The 16,541-nt window shown below is 63.2% G+C and carries 14 protein-coding genes; 9 read left to right on the forward strand and 5 right to left on the reverse strand.

Annotated elements, in window-relative coordinates; all coding sequences use genetic code 11:
• The first annotated feature begins 85 nt into the window (after window positions 1-85).
• From RH857_RS00255 to RH857_RS00265, 3 genes are read left to right on the forward strand one after another with little or no spacing between them, the layout of a single operon-like run.
• Window positions 86-1,684 carry an ABC transporter substrate-binding protein gene (locus RH857_RS00255; protein WP_310535965.1) on the forward strand — a complete coding sequence of 533 codons (1,599 nt, stop codon included), beginning with the start codon at window positions 86-88 and terminating at the stop codon, window positions 1,682-1,684.
• A gap of 42 nt (window positions 1,685-1,726) precedes the next feature.
• A complete protein-coding gene (locus RH857_RS00260; protein WP_310535966.1) occupies window positions 1,727-3,349 on the forward strand; it encodes an ABC transporter substrate-binding protein in 1,623 nt (540 codons plus the stop codon).
• 24 nt (window positions 3,350-3,373) lie between these two features.
• Window positions 3,374-4,948 carry an ABC transporter substrate-binding protein gene (locus RH857_RS00265; RefSeq protein WP_310535967.1) on the forward strand — a complete coding sequence of 525 codons (1,575 nt, stop codon included), beginning with the start codon at window positions 3,374-3,376 and terminating at the stop codon, window positions 4,946-4,948.
• A 16-nt stretch (window positions 4,949-4,964) separates the two neighbouring features.
• Here the strand turns inward: RH857_RS00265 and RH857_RS00270 are convergent, their stop codons facing one another.
• On the reverse strand, window positions 4,965-5,759 hold the full coding sequence (locus RH857_RS00270; protein ID WP_310535968.1) for an IclR family transcriptional regulator domain-containing protein: 795 nt from the start codon (window positions 5,757-5,759) through the stop codon (window positions 4,965-4,967).
• Window positions 5,760-5,929: 170 nt separating this feature from the next.
• Here RH857_RS00270 and RH857_RS00275 point away from each other — a divergent pair, with 170 nt between their 5' ends.
• From RH857_RS00275 to RH857_RS00300, 6 genes are all read left to right on the forward strand, one after another.
• Window positions 5,930-6,727 (forward strand): IclR family transcriptional regulator, encoded by a 798-nt coding sequence (locus tag RH857_RS00275; protein WP_310535969.1) that lies wholly within the window; start codon window positions 5,930-5,932, stop codon window positions 6,725-6,727.
• A 66-nt stretch (window positions 6,728-6,793) separates the two neighbouring features.
• A complete protein-coding gene (locus tag RH857_RS00280; RefSeq protein WP_310535970.1) occupies window positions 6,794-7,978 on the forward strand; it encodes a 4-hydroxybenzoate 3-monooxygenase in 1,185 nt (394 codons plus the stop codon).
• 58 nt (window positions 7,979-8,036) lie between these two features.
• Window positions 8,037-8,834, forward strand: coding sequence for a protocatechuate 3,4-dioxygenase subunit beta (gene pcaH, locus RH857_RS00285; RefSeq protein WP_310535971.1), 798 nt, complete (start codon window positions 8,037-8,039; stop codon window positions 8,832-8,834).
• 2 nt (window positions 8,835-8,836) lie between these two features.
• Window positions 8,837-9,403 carry a protocatechuate 3,4-dioxygenase subunit alpha gene (gene pcaG, locus RH857_RS00290; protein WP_310535972.1) on the forward strand — a complete coding sequence of 189 codons (567 nt, stop codon included), beginning with the start codon at window positions 8,837-8,839 and terminating at the stop codon, window positions 9,401-9,403.
• Window positions 9,404-9,448: 45 nt separating this feature from the next.
• The gene (locus RH857_RS00295; protein ID WP_310535973.1) at window positions 9,449-10,456 is read left to right on the forward strand and encodes an ABC transporter substrate-binding protein; all 1,008 of its coding nucleotides are present in this window, start codon (window positions 9,449-9,451) and stop codon (window positions 10,454-10,456) included.
• Between the two features lie 142 nt (window positions 10,457-10,598).
• Window positions 10,599-11,567 carry an ABC transporter substrate-binding protein gene (locus RH857_RS00300; protein ID WP_310535974.1) on the forward strand — a complete coding sequence of 323 codons (969 nt, stop codon included), beginning with the start codon at window positions 10,599-10,601 and terminating at the stop codon, window positions 11,565-11,567.
• A gap of 67 nt (window positions 11,568-11,634) precedes the next feature.
• Here the strand turns inward: RH857_RS00300 and RH857_RS00305 are convergent, their stop codons facing one another.
• From RH857_RS00305 to purU, 4 genes are all read right to left on the reverse strand, one after another.
• The gene (locus RH857_RS00305; protein WP_310535975.1) at window positions 11,635-13,122 is read right to left on the reverse strand and encodes an aldehyde dehydrogenase family protein; all 1,488 of its coding nucleotides are present in this window, start codon (window positions 13,120-13,122) and stop codon (window positions 11,635-11,637) included.
• Between the two features lie 156 nt (window positions 13,123-13,278).
• A complete protein-coding gene (ligM, locus tag RH857_RS00310; RefSeq protein WP_310535976.1) occupies window positions 13,279-14,685 on the reverse strand; it encodes a vanillate/3-O-methylgallate O-demethylase in 1,407 nt (468 codons plus the stop codon).
• 44 nt (window positions 14,686-14,729) lie between these two features.
• Window positions 14,730-15,575 (reverse strand): bifunctional 5,10-methylenetetrahydrofolate dehydrogenase/5,10-methenyltetrahydrofolate cyclohydrolase, encoded by an 846-nt coding sequence (locus RH857_RS00315; protein ID WP_310535977.1) that lies wholly within the window; start codon window positions 15,573-15,575, stop codon window positions 14,730-14,732.
• Between the two features lie 31 nt (window positions 15,576-15,606).
• Window positions 15,607-16,536, reverse strand: a complete 930-nt coding sequence (gene purU / locus RH857_RS00320; protein ID WP_310535978.1) for a formyltetrahydrofolate deformylase — start codon at window positions 16,534-16,536, stop codon at window positions 15,607-15,609.
• Window positions 16,537-16,541: the final 5 nt, after the last annotated feature.

Raw genomic sequence — 16,541 nt, forward strand, 5'->3', positions numbered from 1 at the left:
CACTAACCGGAAATCACTGTGGCGTACGTCACAGTGAACGAGGAAGGTGGGGTCCACCACCCACACTTCTGGTGAAAGGCCCGACATGGCACAACGATCGCTCCGAACACGAATCGTGGAAGTCGCCGCCGTCCTGGGCGCAGCTTCCTTAGCGGTGACCTCCTGCGGCGGCAGCGCAGGGGGCGAGGAGGAGGCGGTCTTTGTCCAGGCGGTAGGAACCCTGCCCCATCTGAACCCCCAGTTCTTCGTCTCCCCCGCGGTCAGGCTGGTGGGCGGCTCCATGATGGAACCCCTCGTGAAGATCACCAACGATTACGACGTCGTCCCATGGCTGGCTCAGGACTGGGAGCTCAGCGACGACGGCTTGGAAATGACCCTGCATCTGCAGGAGGACGTCCAGTGGCACGACGGTGAGCCCTTCACCTCTGAGGACGTGAAGTTCAACCTCGAAGAGGTCATCGAGTTTCAATACATCGCCGGCAAGGCCGCGGCGTCGATTGACTCCGTCGAAGCACCCGACGAGCACACCGTCGTCGTCCATTTCAACGAGCCCTACGGCCCCTTCCTGCAGGTGCTCGCCCTGCAGTTCATGGTGCCGAAGCACATCTACGAGGGCACCGACTTCCTCACCCATGACGCCAATTCGGCACCGGTGGGCACCGGGCCCATGGTCTTCGACTCCTTTGCGGAGGAGGAGCACGTGGAGGTCGTGAAGAACGAGAACTACTGGGCCGGGGACGTCAGCATCGACCGCATGATCTTCCCCGTCTTCACCGACACCACCGCACGCGACCTGGCGTTGCTCTCCGGCGAGCTAGACCGCAGCGATGTGGACTCTTCCCAGCTTCCAGAGGTCGAGGCCGACCCCGCGCTGGGGGTCAACACCAACGGCACCATGCCCTGGCACGTGTTCTTCAACATGAACGCCCAGGTGGAGGAGCTCTCCGACCCCAAGGTCCGGCAATTGGTCTACTCGGCCATCGACCGTGAACGCATCCACGAGGCGGCAGTGCCGAACAACTCAGACCTGGCCGAGAGCATCTACCCCGACGCGGTGGACTGGGCCCACAGCCCCAACGTCAACTACCTCGAGGACTTCCCCTACGACGTCGACGCAATCAACGAGGGGCTCGACGAGGCCGGCTATCCCGTCCAGAGCAACGGCTGCCGCTTCGACCTGGAACTCACGTATATGGCCACCCTGGCCGACGCACGCAGCATTTCGGAGGTCATCCAGTCCTCGATGGACGAGGTGGGAATCTGCGTGGACCTCAACGGCATCGAGACCCGCCTCTACATGGAACAGGTCTATGAGGAGGGCAACTTCGACATCACCGTACTAGTGGGGACGACGGAAACGGATCCGAGTCTCGGCATCACCATCTGGCATGAGTGCAACGAAGAGAGGGTGATGTCGCGCAATCCCTCAGGCATCTGCGACGAAGAGATCGATGCACTGGCTGAACAGGCCATCCGCTCGGTGGACCAGGAGGCCCGCGGTCAGGCGTTGCAGCAGCTGGAGGAACGTGCCGCAGAAGTCATGATCTCCGCGCCCATCGTCCACCTCTGGGGATTAGCCGCCTTCAACGACGCGAAGTGGGAGGGGGCCGACCTCCCCGCCAGGGTCGTACCGATCAACTGGCATGAGATCAGCCCCACCTCATCGCCGGATTCCGCTCCTTAGCCCATCCATCATCACTCACACCATCGACACGAGGCGGATTCCATGAGCACCACCACGACCAGCACACACAGCGGCGGACCCCGAATTCGAGGGCTGCACTGGACCGGAGCACTGAGCATCGCGGCGCTGACCCTGAGCTCCTGCGGGGGCGGCGGCGCAGCGACCGCGGACGACTCAGGCCCTGAACGTGTATTTGTGGCTCCTACCGGCACCACCAACATGCTCAATCCACAGTTCATCCAGTCCCCGGCAGTGACGCTCGTGGGTCAGTCCATGCTGGAGCCCCTGGTGCGCATCACCGACGACTATGAGGTGGTTCCGTGGCTGGCCCGAGACTGGAGCATTAGTGCCGACGGACTTGAGGTCACACTTCACCTGGAAGAGGGCATCACATGGCACGACGGCGAACCCTTTACTGCCGAGGACGTGAAGTTCAACATCGATGAGCTATTCGCCCTCGACACCTTAGGCGCAGAGTTCATCGACGTCATTGCCGAAGTGGACGCTGTGGACGATCACACGGTCCATCTCACGATGCATGAGCCCTACGGGGCACTTCTGGAGGCGCTCGCTCTGCAGTACATCCTGCCGAAGCACATCTACGAGGGAACTGAGTACCTTCAGAATCCTGCCAATATGGAACCTGTCGGAACAGGCCCCTTCATCTTCGACCTCCATGAGGACGGCGACCGCATTGAGGTGGTCCGCAACGAGGACTACTGGAAGGGCGATGTCCAGGTGGACCGGGTGATCTTTACCAACACCACCGACGCCAACGCTCGCGACATGGCCCTGCTGGCGGGTGACATCGACCGAGTCGGCTCCTTCGGCAGGACCCGCCTCAACGAGATCGAGAACCAGCCGACGCTGCAGACAACCATCCGAGGAAACCTGCCTCAGCAGGTGATGTTCAACTTCAACGCCGATCGCGAAGAGCTCTCCGATCCAGCCGTCCGGCAGCTGATCTACGCCGCCATCGACAAAGAGGTCCTCACCGAAACTGCCCTACCGGGCACCTCGCACCTTCCGCACAGCGTCTTTCCGCCCGCGATGGACTGGGCCTCCCACCCGGATGTAGATCTGCTGGAGCTGTTCCCGCGTGACGTTGACGCCATCAACACTGCCCTGGACGAGGCGGGATACCCCCGCCAGGACGACGGCTACCGCTTCACTCTCGACATCTTCTACCTCAGTGTGCTCGCCGATGCGCACAATGCTGCCGAAGTCATGCAGTCGTCCCTGGACGACGTGGGAATCCGACTCAATCTCCAGGGCTATGACCCGAATGTCTACACCGACCTGGTCTATCACCAGCGGGACTTCGACCTCGCCATCCAAATCACGACGGCGTCCTCGGATCCCAGCCTGGGCCTGGCCCTCTGGTACACCTGCAACGAAGAGAACATTGCGGCAAGAAACCCGTCTGGGGTATGCGACGAGGCGCTGGACACCGCAGCGCGTGAGGCTCTGCTGAGCTTCGACGAGCAGGAGCGCGCCGCGCATCTGCATGCGTTCGAAGAACGCGCCGCGGAGATCATGATCTCCGCTCCGCTCGCCCATCTCGATCAGGTGACCGTGTACAACACCGCTCGGTGGCAGGGCCATGACTTCGCCGACGGATTGGTCGGCGGGGACTGGCTTGACGTCGTGCCCACCGACAACTGATCGGCAGAACATCAGGAGCTCAGCATGAAAAAGACAGCCCGGAAAACCCTCAGCGCAGCGGCGGTGGCCGCCCTGATAATCACCGCCTGCGGCGAAACCCAAGGCGACGACGACGGAGACCGAATCTTCATCTCTTCCACCGGAACACTGCCCATGCTCAATCCGCAGTTTGTCACCTCACCCGCCGTTCAGCAGGTGGGATCCTCCATGTTGGAACCACTGGTACGGATTACCGACGAGTTCGAGGTCGTCCCGTGGCTGGCTCATGACTGGACTGTCAGTGATGACGGTCTCGAGGTCACCTTCCACCTGGAGGAAGGCGTGCAGTGGCACGATGGTGAGCCCTTCACTGCTGCAGACGTCAAGTTCAACTTCGAAGAGATCATGCCCCTAGACTCGCTGGGGGCTGACTTCGTAGGGACCATCGAGTCGGTGGAGACTCCGGACGACTACACCGTCGTCCTGCGCCTCAGCGAGCCCTACGGAGCGCTGCTGGAGTCCCTTTCCCTGCAGTTTCTGCTTCCCCGGCACGTCTACGAAGGCACGGAGTACCTCGAGAATCCTGCGAACAATGCCCCCGTGGGCACCGGTCCCCTGGTGTTCGAGGAGTTCGTCGACGCAGATCGCGTGGAGGCACGGGGGAACGACAACTATTGGAAGGGCGAAGTCCAGGTAGACCGGGTCATCTTTCCCATCATGACAGACCCCAATGCCAGCGATCTCGCGATGCTCTCCGGGGAGATTGACCAACGAGGAGGCATTGTCGCGACACGGGTCGAGGAGTTCCAGGCACATCCTGACATTGAGCTCACGTTGCGGGGGAATCTTCCGCAGCAGGTGGTCCTCATGTTCAACGCCGACTCCGAGGAGCTCGCTGGCCCCGAGGTCCGCCGTCTGGTCTACTCGGCGATCGACAAGAACCAGGTGGTGGACACTGCGCTGCCGGAAACCTCGACGGTTCCGGAAGGGGTCTTCCCCGAGTCGCTGGGGTGGGCGCGCAGCCCTCACGTGAATTTCACCGAGGACTTTGCCTACGACGTCGAGGAGATCAATCGCCGCTTCGATGAGCTCGGGCTGACCGCCGGCGGTGACGGCTACCGCTTCAGCGTCGATGTCCATTACATGAGCCCCCTGGCGGATGCCGCGGCCGTGGCTGAAGTCATGCAGTCCACCCTCGCTGAAGTGGGCATCCGCGTGGAGCTCATTGGCTTGGAGACCAACGTCTACACGGAGAAGGTCTACGAGCAGAGGGACTTCGACACGGCGATCCAGATCGCGACTCTTTCGACCGATCCCAGTCTGGGCATCACGCGGTGGTACACCTGCAATCCGGAGAAGGTGGCGGCGCGGAACCCTTCGGGCGTGTGTGATGAAGAGATCGACGACGCCGCCCGGCGGGCCATTCTGACGCCCGGACAGGAAGAACGAGGCCAGCACCTTCAGCGATTCGAGGAGGCCGCGGCTGAGGCGATGATCGCCGCCCCCATCGTCTTCGTCTCTCAGATCAATGCCTACAACACCGCAAACTGGGAAGGCCACGACTTTGCCTCTGGCCTCAATGGCCAGGACTGGACGCTGCTGAAGCCGGTGGAGGACTAGACGGTTCGCCTCGAGTTCAGCGCTGCTGGCGCAGGGCCGCTTGGATTCGCTCGGCCTCATGCTGAAGTGGCCTGACAAATCGCTGCTCGAGCTCCGCAGGGCTCGAGTCAAGGCCGTTGGTCATTCCTAGGGCCACGTTCATGGCGGCCACCACCTCGCCCCCGGGCGCGAACACCGGGACAGCCACCGAACGCAGCCCCACCTCCAGCTCGTGCTCCACGAGGCTCCACCCATGGATCCGTGTAGCTTCCAGCTGTGCGAACAGCTCGTCAAGATCCGTGACAGTGTGAGGAGTCAGAGCCTTCAGGGGCAGCTTCAGGCGCGTGAGCACCTCATCGGGGCCCACGTGCGCCAAGTGGACTCGCCCCATGGACGTGGCATAGGCAGGAAGCCGAGTGCCCACGGCAATGTTGATCCTCATGATGCGACGGATGTGGGCGCGGGCTATATACACAATCTCCGCACCGTCCAGCACCGAGGCTGAGACCGACTCCCCCAGCTTGGTCGATACGTCTTCGAGCACGGGCTGGATGAGCTGAGGAAGATCCGCCGAGGCGAAGTAGGAGTACCCCAGTTCCAGCACTTTGGGCGTGAGCTCAAAGGTACGACCGCGCTGAGAGACGTAGCCGAGGTCGGCCAGGGTCAGAAGGAATCGGCGTGCGGTCGCGCGCGACAGGCCAGTACGCTCTGCGATCTCGGTCAGAGACAGCGCCATCCGCAGGTGCTGCGGCTCTCCTTCCGGCTCCTCGGTGAACGCTCGAATGACCTCCAGGCCCCGTGCAAGGGACTGGACATAATCACCGGTGCTCATGCGCGCCCGCCGTCGTTCTCATGAATTTTCCTCCAGGCCGTGTTCGCATATCGAACTTGACGCCACGATATGAACTGCGTCACACTCAAGCTAGTATTCGTCCCACTGAATAGGGATGGCGAGGACGAAGAACAGAATTTTCTCGGCTGCTGGGACAAGGAGGCCCCCTGATGGCTAACTCACCTTCTGGAGAATCGGTGCTGGATCGTGTCATGCGGATGCTCACCGCCCTGGAGACCGAACCGGAACTCACGCCCAGCGGCCTGGCCCGCGAGGCGGGACTGCCCAAGTCCACTGCCTATCGCCTCATTGAGGACCTCACCCGCCGCGGCCTGTTAGAGCGCGGACCAGACGGGCAGATCTCCCTGGGACGGCGACTGTGGGAGATCGCCCAGCGAACCCCCTTGGCGGCCACCCTGCGGCAAACTGCCCTGCCCTATATGGAGGATCTCAACGCCGTCGTCCAGCAGACCACGCAGCTCTCCGTCCTGGACGGCACGTCGGTGATGATCGTCGAACGACTCTCCCGCACAGGTGCCGTGGTCAATCCTGCTGAGGTGGCCAGCCGAATGCCGGTGCACCTGACCTCGATGGGGCACGCCATTCTGGCGTTCTCTGCCCGCTCAGTCGTTGACGACGTGCTGCGCAGGCACGGCGAGCGCATCGCGGCTGAGCGCCCACAGTTCCGAGCTGAACTGGCCGAAACCCGTCGCCGGGGCTACGCCAGCCTGGACCACCTCATCCATCGCAACACCACGGGGATCTCCGCGCCGATTCTCGACGTTCACGGTCGCGCTCAGGCGGCCATCACCGTCGTGGTCCCCTCGGACTCCGTCAACCTGGGTATGCATGTCATGGCGTTGAAGACGGCTGCACGCGGCATTGCCTCCAGACTGCGGGGTCAGGCCCAGGCTGAGGACCGCGGACCCCAGCCTCTCCGGCAACACGTGGTCGCCTTGGCCAGCTGACCTTCCCGGCTATCAGTCAATGAGACTCGCGCCCCCAGCGGCCTCACAGCTTCCTAGTGTGATCCCATGCACACATACAGCACCCAGGTGGGCATCATCGGTGGCGGTCCGGCGGGCTTGCTTCTGTCGCATTTGCTGCACCTCTCCGGCGTGGAATCGGTGGTCTGCGAAGCCCGGGACGAGGAGACCATCGCCACCACCCACCGGGCGGGGATCCTGGAGCAGGCCTCAGTCGAGCTGCTGCGCACAGCAGGCCTGTCCCACGCAGTAGAGGCCAACAGCCACGAGCACCGCGGCGTTTACCTTCGGTTCTCCGGCCGTTCCCATCATCTCGACTTCACGGAACTGGTGGGTGCCACCGTGAGTCTCTACGCGCAGAATCAGCTGTTCACAGACCTCGCCGAGCAGCGACGACGGGACGGCGGCACCGTCCTCTACGAGACGACGGTGTCCGATGTTCAGGGCCTGCAGGAGACGCGCCCGGTCATTCACGCCAGGACGGTAAACGGCGAGGAGGTTCGCGTCGAGTGCGACTTTGTCATTGGCGCCGACGGATCCCGGTCGGTGGCACGCACGCTGATGCCGGCCGCCGCTGAGCACCGACACAGTTACCCCTATGCGTGGTTCGGCTTCCTGGTGGAGGCTCCCCCCAGTGCTGATGAGCTGATCTATACCCACTCCCCGCAGGGCTTCGCGCTGGTCAGTCAGCGTAGCGATACCGTGCAGCGCATGTACTTTCAGTGCGACCCCTCTGAGAACGCCGACGAATGGAGCGAGGATCGCATCTGGTCCGAGATGCACGCCCGCCTCGCCGGGGATGATGATTTCGCGCTGAAGACCGGGCCCATCATCTCCACGACGGTCCTTCCCTTCCGCTCCTATGTGAGGGAACCTCTGCGCCACGGCCGGCTCTTCCTTGCCGGCGACGCCGCTCACACCGTTCCGCCTACCGGCGCCAAGGGCCTGAACCTGGCTCTGCACGATGCGAAGATCCTGCACGAGGGCCTCGAGAGCTTCTATCGCGGCGGCGGCAGCCAAGGCCTTGAGTCCTACTCGGAGCGAGCCCTTCGCCGAATGTGGCGTGTGCAGAGCTTTTCCTACTGGCTGACCACCCTCATGCACAATCCCCCGGGCCAGGACGAGTTCTCCAACCGCCGAGCGGCGGCAGAGCTGGAGGCGATCACCTCCATGGGTTCGGGACGACGCTATCTCGCAGAGAGCTACACGGGGTGGCCGCATGAGACCTGGTAGGACCGTATTCCTACGCCGACACCGCACCACGAATTTCCATCATTGAGAGGACAGCCTCATGAGCACACCCAATGTCAGCTCTGATGCCGCCGCAGGCACGCAGCAGCAGATCTCTGAGGAGATCGCTGCTCTGCACGGCGAGTATCAGCAGAATCTATCGGCCTCCGGCGCGCAGGAGCATCGCACGCGCCTGGATTTCCCTCCGTACCGCAGCTCCATTCTGCGCCACCCCACCAAGGACCTCCACCATGCGGATCCGGAGACCATCGAACTCACCAGCCCGGCGTTCGGTCACCGGGACGTTCACCCCATCGAGGCGGACCTCACGATTCAGCACTCCGGTGAACCCGTGGGTGAGCGCATCATCGTCACCGGACGGCTGCTCGACGGTGACGGACGCCCCGTCCGCAACCAGCTGGTGGAGATCTGGCAGGCCAATGCCGCAGGACGCTACATCCACAAGGGTGACCAGCATCCTGCCCCGCTGGACCCGAACTTCACCGGGGTGGGACGCACACTCACCAACGAACAGGGCGAATATGTGTTCACCACGATCAAACCCGCTCCCTACCCCTGGAAGAACCACCACAACGCCTGGCGACCGGCCCACATCCATTTCTCCGTCTTCGGCACGGAGTTCACCCAGCGGCTGGTGACCCAGATGTACTTCCCGGGCGACCCGCTCTTCGCACTGGACCCGATCTATCAGTCCATCGTGGACCAGCGCGCCCGGGATCAGCTCGTGGCACAGTATGACCACTCCGTCTCCGAGCATGAGTGGGCCACCGGCTACCGCTGGGACATCGTCCTCAGCGGACCACAAAGGACCTGGACCGAGGACGAGGAGGATCACTAATCATGACGCGCACCACTGCACTTCCGCCCACTCCGGGGCAGACCGTCGGCCCCTTCTACGGCTACGCCCTCCCCTTTGAGGGCGGGCCGGAACTCATTCGCCCCTCCGACCCACGCGCAGTTCGTCTCTACGGGACCGTGCGCGATGCCGAGGGCACTCCCGTCCCAGATGCGCTCCTGGAGATCTGGCAGCCCGATGACCAGGGTCGCATCTCCCAGGAGACTGGGTCCCTGCACCGCGATGGATACACCTTCACCGGTTTCGGCCGCGCCGAGGTCAATCGCGCTGGCGAGTACCAGTTCATCACGCTGAACCCCGGGGCCACTGACGAGGGCAAGGCACCCTTCATCCTGATGACAGTTTTTGCCCGGGGCTTGCTCGACCGCCTGTTCACACGCATCTACCTTCCCGAGCACCGGCAGACTGTGGAAGAGGATCCCGCCCTATCCGGACTGTCCGCCGAGGACCGTCACCGCCTCTTCGCCCACCGTGACGAGGACGGTGGGCTGCGCTTCGATGTTCACCTCGCCGGCGAGAGCCAGACCGTCTTCTTCGACTACGGGCACTGACGGTCGTCAACGCCCCACTCGCTCACCCACAATGAAGGAGTACCCATGACACAACGATCACACCGGATCCCCAAAGCTGCCCTGGCTGCCGCCGGCGCCCTTGCCCTGACGCTCTCCGCGTGCGGCAACGGCGACGGCGGCGGCGACGGGCCCGTTCCCGCTGAGGACGGAGAACTCGTCCCCATCGAGGTCGGCGTCCTGCCGATCGTCGACAATGCCGCGATCTACCTCGGCCAGCAGGAAGGCTTCTTCGAGGATGAGGGGCTGGACCTCACACTCACCCAGGCCCAAGGAGGCGCCGCCCTGCTTCCTGCCGTCGTAGGCGGTGACATGGACTTCGGCTTCAGCAACGTCACCTCACTGGTCATTGCCGAATCCCAGGGCCTGGACATCGAAATCCTGGCGGGCGGAAGCGGAACCACGGGAGATCCGGACGAGGACTTCGCCGCCGTCGTCGTGCCTGAGGACTCAGACATCCAGGACATCGCCGACCTGGAGGGCGCCAGCATTGCGGTGAATACCCTGAGCAACATCTCTGACTCCACCATCAGCGAGGCGGTTGAGCAGGCTGGCGGTGATCCTGACTCCATCGAGTTCGTCGAAATGCCCTTCCCCGATATGGCAGGGGCACTGAGCAATGGCACGGTCGACGCCGCCGCGGCGGTCGAGCCGTTCCAGACGCTCATCCTCAACGACCAGGCACGTGCCATCTTCTCGAACTACGCCTATCCGGTGGAGGACCTCACCGTTGCCGTCTGGTTCACCTCCGGCGACTACCTTGAGAACAACCCGGAAGTGGTGGAGGCCTTCACGCGGGCCATCGCCGAGTCCCAGCGCTATGCCGACGAGAACCCTGATGCTGTGCGGGAGATTCTGCCCACCTACACGGATCTCGACCCAGAAGTCATCGAGCAGCTGACGCTCTCGCGCTACCCCGCCGCGGTGAACCGGGACTCCCTCCAGCAGATCAACGAGATCTCGGAGAAGGCCGGCATCATCAACGAACAGCTCGACCTCGAGGAGCTCTTCAGCGACTACACCGTCACTGAGTAGCACTATCTTTGACAGGCCCGGGGCAGGCAGAGGCTAACACTCTGCCCACCCCGGGCCTTCTCTGTGCCGAATAGCCCTTGACTATAGATACAGGCTGCCTGATACTGAATGTGATCCACATTACATCCAGTGAGGGAGCACCATGAAGAACAGACTCGTGCGCGGCATCGCGCTGACCGGCACACTGGCCCTGGCGCTGACCGCCTGCGGAAACGACGGGAACAGTGCCGAAGGAGAGGAGAACGGCCTCACCGAGATCAACTTGGGAGTGCTGTCCATCGCCCCATCGGCTGCCGTCCAGTACGGCCTGGATCAAGGAATCTTCGAAGAGCACGGGCTCGATGTCACGCTGACTCCGGGTCAGGGCGCTGCGGCCATGCTTCCGGCGGTTCAGACTGGAGACATGGACTTCGCCGTCGGCAATGCGCTCTCCGTTCTGGTCGCCGTGGACCAGGGCCTGGACATGCGCATCCTCACCGGCTACTCCCACTCCTACGCCGAAGGGGACGATATCAACGGAGTGGTGGTGCGGGCCGGCGAGGGAATCGACTCCTGGAGCGATCTGGAGAACCAGAGTGTCGCTGTTAACGTGCTCAACGGACAGGGCGACCTGACGATCATGGAGGCCGTGTCACAGGACGGCGGCGATCCCGACGCCATCGGGCTCACTGAAGTCGACTTCCCGGACATGACGGCACAACTGGAACGCGGAAACATCGACGCCGCGTGGCTGCCCGAGCCGTTCCTGAGCCAGGCTCTGGCCGAGGACGACTTTGAGCTTCTGGGGCACCCCAACCAAGAGGTCATTCCCGGCCTGCCGACCATGATCACCTTCACCTCCGGCAGCTTCGCCGAGGAGAACCCCGAGGTGGTCGAGCAGTTCCAGAGCGCGATGGACGAGGTTCTCTCCTCCGCCGAGGAGGACCCTGAAGGCACCGCGGCAGCACTCGCTGAATTCCTCGATATGCCGGAGGACGTCGCTTCAGGAGTCCGCATGGAGCAGTTCGACAGCGACCCCCGCGTGGAGCAGCTGCGTACGATGGTTGAGCTGATGGTCGGCTACGGGTTTATCGACGAGGAAATCGACCTGGATTCTGTCGTGCTGCAGTAATAACTGGAAGACAATACACAAAAGATGGGGCGGGAGACAGCATCTCCCGCCCCATCTTTTGTGATACTTAGTGCTCTACCACCAGTGATTCATCAAGAACGGCGACCGACTGGGTGTCCTGGAATGCACGGACTCCCTGGATTCCCATTTCGCGGCCGAAGCCTGACTGCTTGAAACCGCCGAAAGGAGCACGGTTGTCCAAACGCGTGGCTCCGTGGTCGTTGACCCAGATGTAGCCGGCCACGATGCGCTGTGCGATCCGCTGCGCCTTCTCCACATCAGCTGACCACACCGAGCCGCACAGTCCTGCCCAGTTGTCGTTAGCCTTGTGCACGGCTTCATCCTCAGACTCCACCGGGATGATGGGGACCACCGGGCCGAACTGCTCCTGGGTCACGACCCGCAGCGACTCATCAGGATCCACCACAATCGCCGGTCGCAGGAAGTGCCCCTCGGAGAACTCACCTTGCGGAAGTTCACCGAACTCGAGGACTTCAGCTCCGGACTCCCGTGCTTCAGCGATGAGATCAGCCACGAACTCCTTCTGCTCCTTGGTATGCAGCGGTCCCATCGTGGTGTCCTGTGCCAGGCCGTGCCCCAGCACAACCTTCTCCAGCCGTGCCGAGAGCCCTTGTACGACCTCGTCCATTCGGGAGCGGTGAACGTAGATCCGCTTAGCATTCATGCAGATCTGGCCGGTCGTATCGTAGATGGCATGGTAGAGACGGTCCAGATGTTTGTCATCAAGGATGGCGTCTTCCAGGATGAGGGCCGCGTCGTTTCCTCCGAGCTCCAGCGTGACGCGGGTAAGGCCCTGTGAGGCCAGTTCCTGCATCTTCTTGCCGCCGCCCACTGATCCGGTGAAGGTCAGCTTCGCGACGTCCTCGCTGGTGATCAGCTCCGACACGTCCTCGTTGCGCCCAGTGACCACGTTGAGCACACCGGCGGGCAGCTTCTCCGCGACACGCTGCACCAGCCGGGTGGTCGCCAGGGGCGTGGACGGCGGGGGCTTAACGATGACGGTGTTGCCCGCCACCAGAGCCTGGGGCAGGGATGCGGCGAGAATAGCCAGTGGCCAGTTGTAGGGAATGATGACCGTAGCCACCCCTAGGGGCTTGTAGCGCACGGTGGTCTCGGTCGGAATCTGATCGGCGGTTCTCAGGACAGTCGCCTGATCAACCTCATCCGCCAGTCCGGCAGCCAGCCTCCAGCGGATCTCGAAGACCAACGCATCAACCCAGGCCTCCATGACGGGCTTGCCGTTCTCCTGGGAGAGGATGGCCGCATCGGTGTCCCGGTCCGCGTCAATGCCTTCAACGGCCGCGATCATCGCCTCAGCGCGTTCCTGGGCGCTCAGCGCGGACCAGTGCAGGAAGGCATCCTTCGCGGCGGCGATCGCCTGGTGCACATGGTCCGGGGTCGCTGCCGCTGCATGGCCCACCACGTGGGAAGGCCGTGCTGGGTCAACGACAGTCAGCGTGTCGTCCGTGCGGATCTCTTCTCCGCCGATGAACAAGCCGGTCACGACTGGTTCATTAGTTCCTGCTGCGGGCATAGGTGCCCACCTCCTCGTGGACGTGAATGTACGACAGTTCCATTGTGTTCCAGGTCACGGAAGCGCTCCCTGAATATCCCACTCAATTGGACGGTGGGCACCCGCGGGACCACACATGTGGTACCGCGGGTGCCCACCGAGATAGCTCAGAGGCGACTACTCCGCCTTAGTGCGCCATCCGCCGTCGGTGTAGCTCTGGCGAACAACCTCGGAGTAGGGCACCGGGCTGACGTCGACGGAGACCTCGTACTGGCGGTGCGGCTCCACCGAGGACTTCTTGGTGCCGCCGTCGGGCTCGCCCCAGACCACCTTCAGCTGAGATCCGATCTCGACACTGGGATCCACGATGGCCAGAGACAGCGGGCGCCGCTCGTTCCAGCTGTATCCGGTGAACATCGACAGGCCCACCACCTTGCCGGACTCATCGATCACGGAGTCGAAGTTGGAGGCGCCGTAGTTGGCGTTGGGCAGGTCGAAGAACTTGTAGGGGGGCTTGTCCTTCTGGTACATCGAGGCGTGAATGGTGGCCACGTCGTCGCCGTTCCATGCCAGGGTGACCTTCTTCCGCTGCGCCTCGGGGTCCATCTCCTTCAGGGCATCCGCGCCGATGAAGTCGTGGTCGTACTTGATGAACGATCCGTAGCCGAGCTCCCACGGCGTGGTGTAGTACCCCTCGATGCTCTCAGGCACGTAGGAGCCGGCGATGGCGGAGTTCGCCTCGTAGCTGTCGGCGCCGAGCCACTTGCGGTAGTCGGCCAGCTTGTCGCCGGAGTAGATCGCAGGCAGGGGCGAGGGGATCCAGCCCGACTCCAGCGTGTTGCACGAGTAGGCACGGGCACCAGCGGGCTCCAGGCCGAACTCGGCACCGGCCTCGATGATGGTCTCGCGAATGAAGTCGTAGTCCTCATAGGGACCCCAGAGTTCGAGGCCCGGGGCTCCGGCCATACCGTGACGCAGGGTGCGCACCTGCTTGCCGCCGACGTTCATGGTGGACATGTTGAAGAACTTCAGCTTCTCCAGCGGGCCGCCGTGCACCTTCTCGATGACGTCCCACGCCTTGGGCCCCTGGATCTGCAGACGCCATTCCTGGCGGATGACGGCCTTACCCATGGGCCGCGAGGGAGATCGACGGTCCACCGTCAGCTCAACGTTGTAGCCGCCGGTCTCCGCGTGGAAGATCAGCCAGTTGGCAGCAGGGCTGCGACCCACGTAGACGAATTCCTCCTCGGCCTCGCGGAAGAGGATGCCGTCACCGATCACGTGACCGTAGGGGGTCACCGGCACGTACTGCTTGGCCTTGTTGACCGGGAAGTTCGCCACGGAGTTGATGGCGGTGTCCGAGATGAGCTTCAGCGCATCCGGTCCCTTGATGTAGAGGTTATCCATGTGGTGGCTCTGGTCGAAGAGCACCGCGGATTCGCGCCAGGCCTGAACCTCCCGGCGCCAGTTGGTGAACTCCGATGCCACCACGGGGTAGACATAGGCGCCGACCTGCACATTGCGCAGGTGTTCGACGACGTTACCTGAGGCGTCCAGGACGTCCTGCAGGGACTTATTCGACATGATCATGTTCCTCTCGTTGAATTCGGCGCTGAGGGTTGAGGTTCTCAGGCGAGACGGGTGCGCTGTTTGAAGGATTGAACGGTCTGCTCCAGCAGGCAGGCGATGGTCATGGGACCGACGCCACCCGGAACCGGGGTGATCCACCGGGCACGGTCGGCGGCTGAGCCGAATTCGACGTCGCCGGTGTTGTCCGCGTAGCCGGCGTCGGCAACCACGGCTCCTGCCTTCAGCCACTCCCCCTTGATGAGCTCAGGGCGTCCGGCGGCGGCCACGACGATGTCGGCCCGGCCCACGTGATCGGCCAGATCGGTCGTGCGTGAGTGGCAGTAGGTCACGGTGGCGTTCTGGCCCAGCAGGAGCAGGCCCATGGGGATGCCGAGAATCCGGCTGCGCCCGACGACGACGGCGTGCTTGCCCTCAAGCTCGATCCCGTAGCGCTCGAACAGGCGCATGATGCCGCCCGGTGTCGCGGAACGGAACCCGCCCTCGTTGAACGCCATGGAAGCCAGCGATCCGCTGGTCACACCGTCCACATCTTTGGCGGGATCGATCGCCTCGAACACCGCCGCCTCGTCCACCTGCGGGGGGGCGGGATGCTGGACCAGGATGCCGTCAACTTCTGCGTCCTCGCTGAGGCGGCGCACGGCGGCGACGGCCTCTTCAGTGGTCGTGCTGTGGTCCAGCTCAATCTTGCGGGGCTCAATGCCGACCTGCCGACAGCGGTTGATCTTCATCTTCACGTAGGTGTGAGATGCCGGATCGTCACCGATCAGAACGGTGGCCAGAACGGGTGCGCGGCCGACCTTCGCGGTCAGGTCTGCGACCTCCGCCTGAAGCTCCTCGGTGATGGCTTTGGCCGTTGCTCGGCCGTCGAGTATCTGTGCGCTCATCCTCGTACCTCTCTCTGTACTGGTGCGGGGATCAGAAGACGATGGTGGCGTTGCCGTCACGCAGCACCCGGTCCTCACAGTGGGCCTCCACTGCGGAGGACAGGACACGACGCTCCACGTCAGCGCCGCGTCGCTGAAGATCCGAGGCAGTCTCCTTATGCGTCACGCTGATGACGTCCTGGGCGATGATGGGGCCTTCGTCGAGGTCCTTGGTGACGTAGTGGGCCGTGGCGCCGATGAGCTTGACGCCCCTCTCCTTGGCTTTGCGGTACGGGGCAGCCCCGATGAAGGCCGGCAGGAAGGAGTGGTGGATGTTGATGATGGGCACGCCCACGTTGTCGATGAACCCCTCGGTGAGGATCTGCATGTAGCGGGCCAGCACGACGAGGTCGACATTTCCCTCCAGCAGTTCCAAATGCCGTGCCTCGGCCTCTTCACGCTTGCCCTTCTCCACCGGAACGTAGAAGTAGGGAATGCCGAATGCCCTGACGTCATCGCTGAGATCGGGGTGATTGGAGATCACCATGCTGATATTGATGGGCAGCTCACCTCGGCGCTGGCGCCACAGCAGGTCCAGGAGGCAGTGATCGGACTTCGAGGCGAACACGGCCACCCGCTTGCGCTTCTTTGCCTCGACCAGGTTCCAGCTCAGATCGAACTCGCCGAGCACTTCGTGCAGTCTTGCCTCCAGCTGAGGCAGGACAGCCGAGAGCTGAGGCAGCGTGAACACGGTGCGCTGGAAGAATCGTCCGCCTTCCGGATCCGAGGTGTACTGATCCAGGGAGGCGATGTTCGCCCCCACCTCAGCCAGGGTGCTGGTGATCGCTGCGACCAGTCCAGGGCGGTCCACGCCCTGGACGATGAGTCGCGCCGTATTCTCCCGCTGCTGTGCGGCGCTGGCATCGCCGGCGGTCGACGTCGTCGTCGGATTCTGCGGTGCGGGCGCAGTGTGAGTCTCCACGTGGT

Source organism: Nesterenkonia flava (assembly GCF_031432335.1).
Lineage (GTDB): Bacteria > Actinomycetota > Actinomycetes > Actinomycetales > Micrococcaceae > Nesterenkonia > Nesterenkonia flava.

Coding starts and splice junctions, on each gene's coding strand:
- RH857_RS00265 (WP_310535967.1), top strand. CDS start 3,374: ATGAAAAAGACAGCCCGGAAAACCCTCAGCGCAGCGGCGGTGGCCGCC.
- RH857_RS00275 (WP_310535969.1), top strand. CDS start 5,930: ATGGCTAACTCACCTTCTGGAGAATCGGTGCTGGATCGTGTCATGCGG.
- ligM (WP_310535976.1), bottom strand. CDS start 14,685: ATGTCGAATAAGTCCCTGCAGGACGTCCTGGACGCCTCAGGTAACGTC.
- RH857_RS00300 (WP_310535974.1), top strand. CDS start 10,599: ATGAAGAACAGACTCGTGCGCGGCATCGCGCTGACCGGCACACTGGCC.
- RH857_RS00255 (WP_310535965.1), top strand. CDS start 86: ATGGCACAACGATCGCTCCGAACACGAATCGTGGAAGTCGCCGCCGTC.
- RH857_RS00305 (WP_310535975.1), bottom strand. CDS start 13,122: ATGCCCGCAGCAGGAACTAATGAACCAGTCGTGACCGGCTTGTTCATC.
- pcaH (WP_310535971.1), top strand. CDS start 8,037: ATGAGCACACCCAATGTCAGCTCTGATGCCGCCGCAGGCACGCAGCAG.
- RH857_RS00280 (WP_310535970.1), top strand. CDS start 6,794: ATGCACACATACAGCACCCAGGTGGGCATCATCGGTGGCGGTCCGGCG.
- pcaG (WP_310535972.1), top strand. CDS start 8,837: ATGACGCGCACCACTGCACTTCCGCCCACTCCGGGGCAGACCGTCGGC.
- RH857_RS00295 (WP_310535973.1), top strand. CDS start 9,449: ATGACACAACGATCACACCGGATCCCCAAAGCTGCCCTGGCTGCCGCC.
- RH857_RS00270 (WP_310535968.1), bottom strand. CDS start 5,759: ATGAGCACCGGTGATTATGTCCAGTCCCTTGCACGGGGCCTGGAGGTC.
- RH857_RS00260 (WP_310535966.1), top strand. CDS start 1,727: ATGAGCACCACCACGACCAGCACACACAGCGGCGGACCCCGAATTCGA.
- RH857_RS00315 (WP_310535977.1), bottom strand. CDS start 15,575: ATGAGCGCACAGATACTCGACGGCCGAGCAACGGCCAAAGCCATCACC.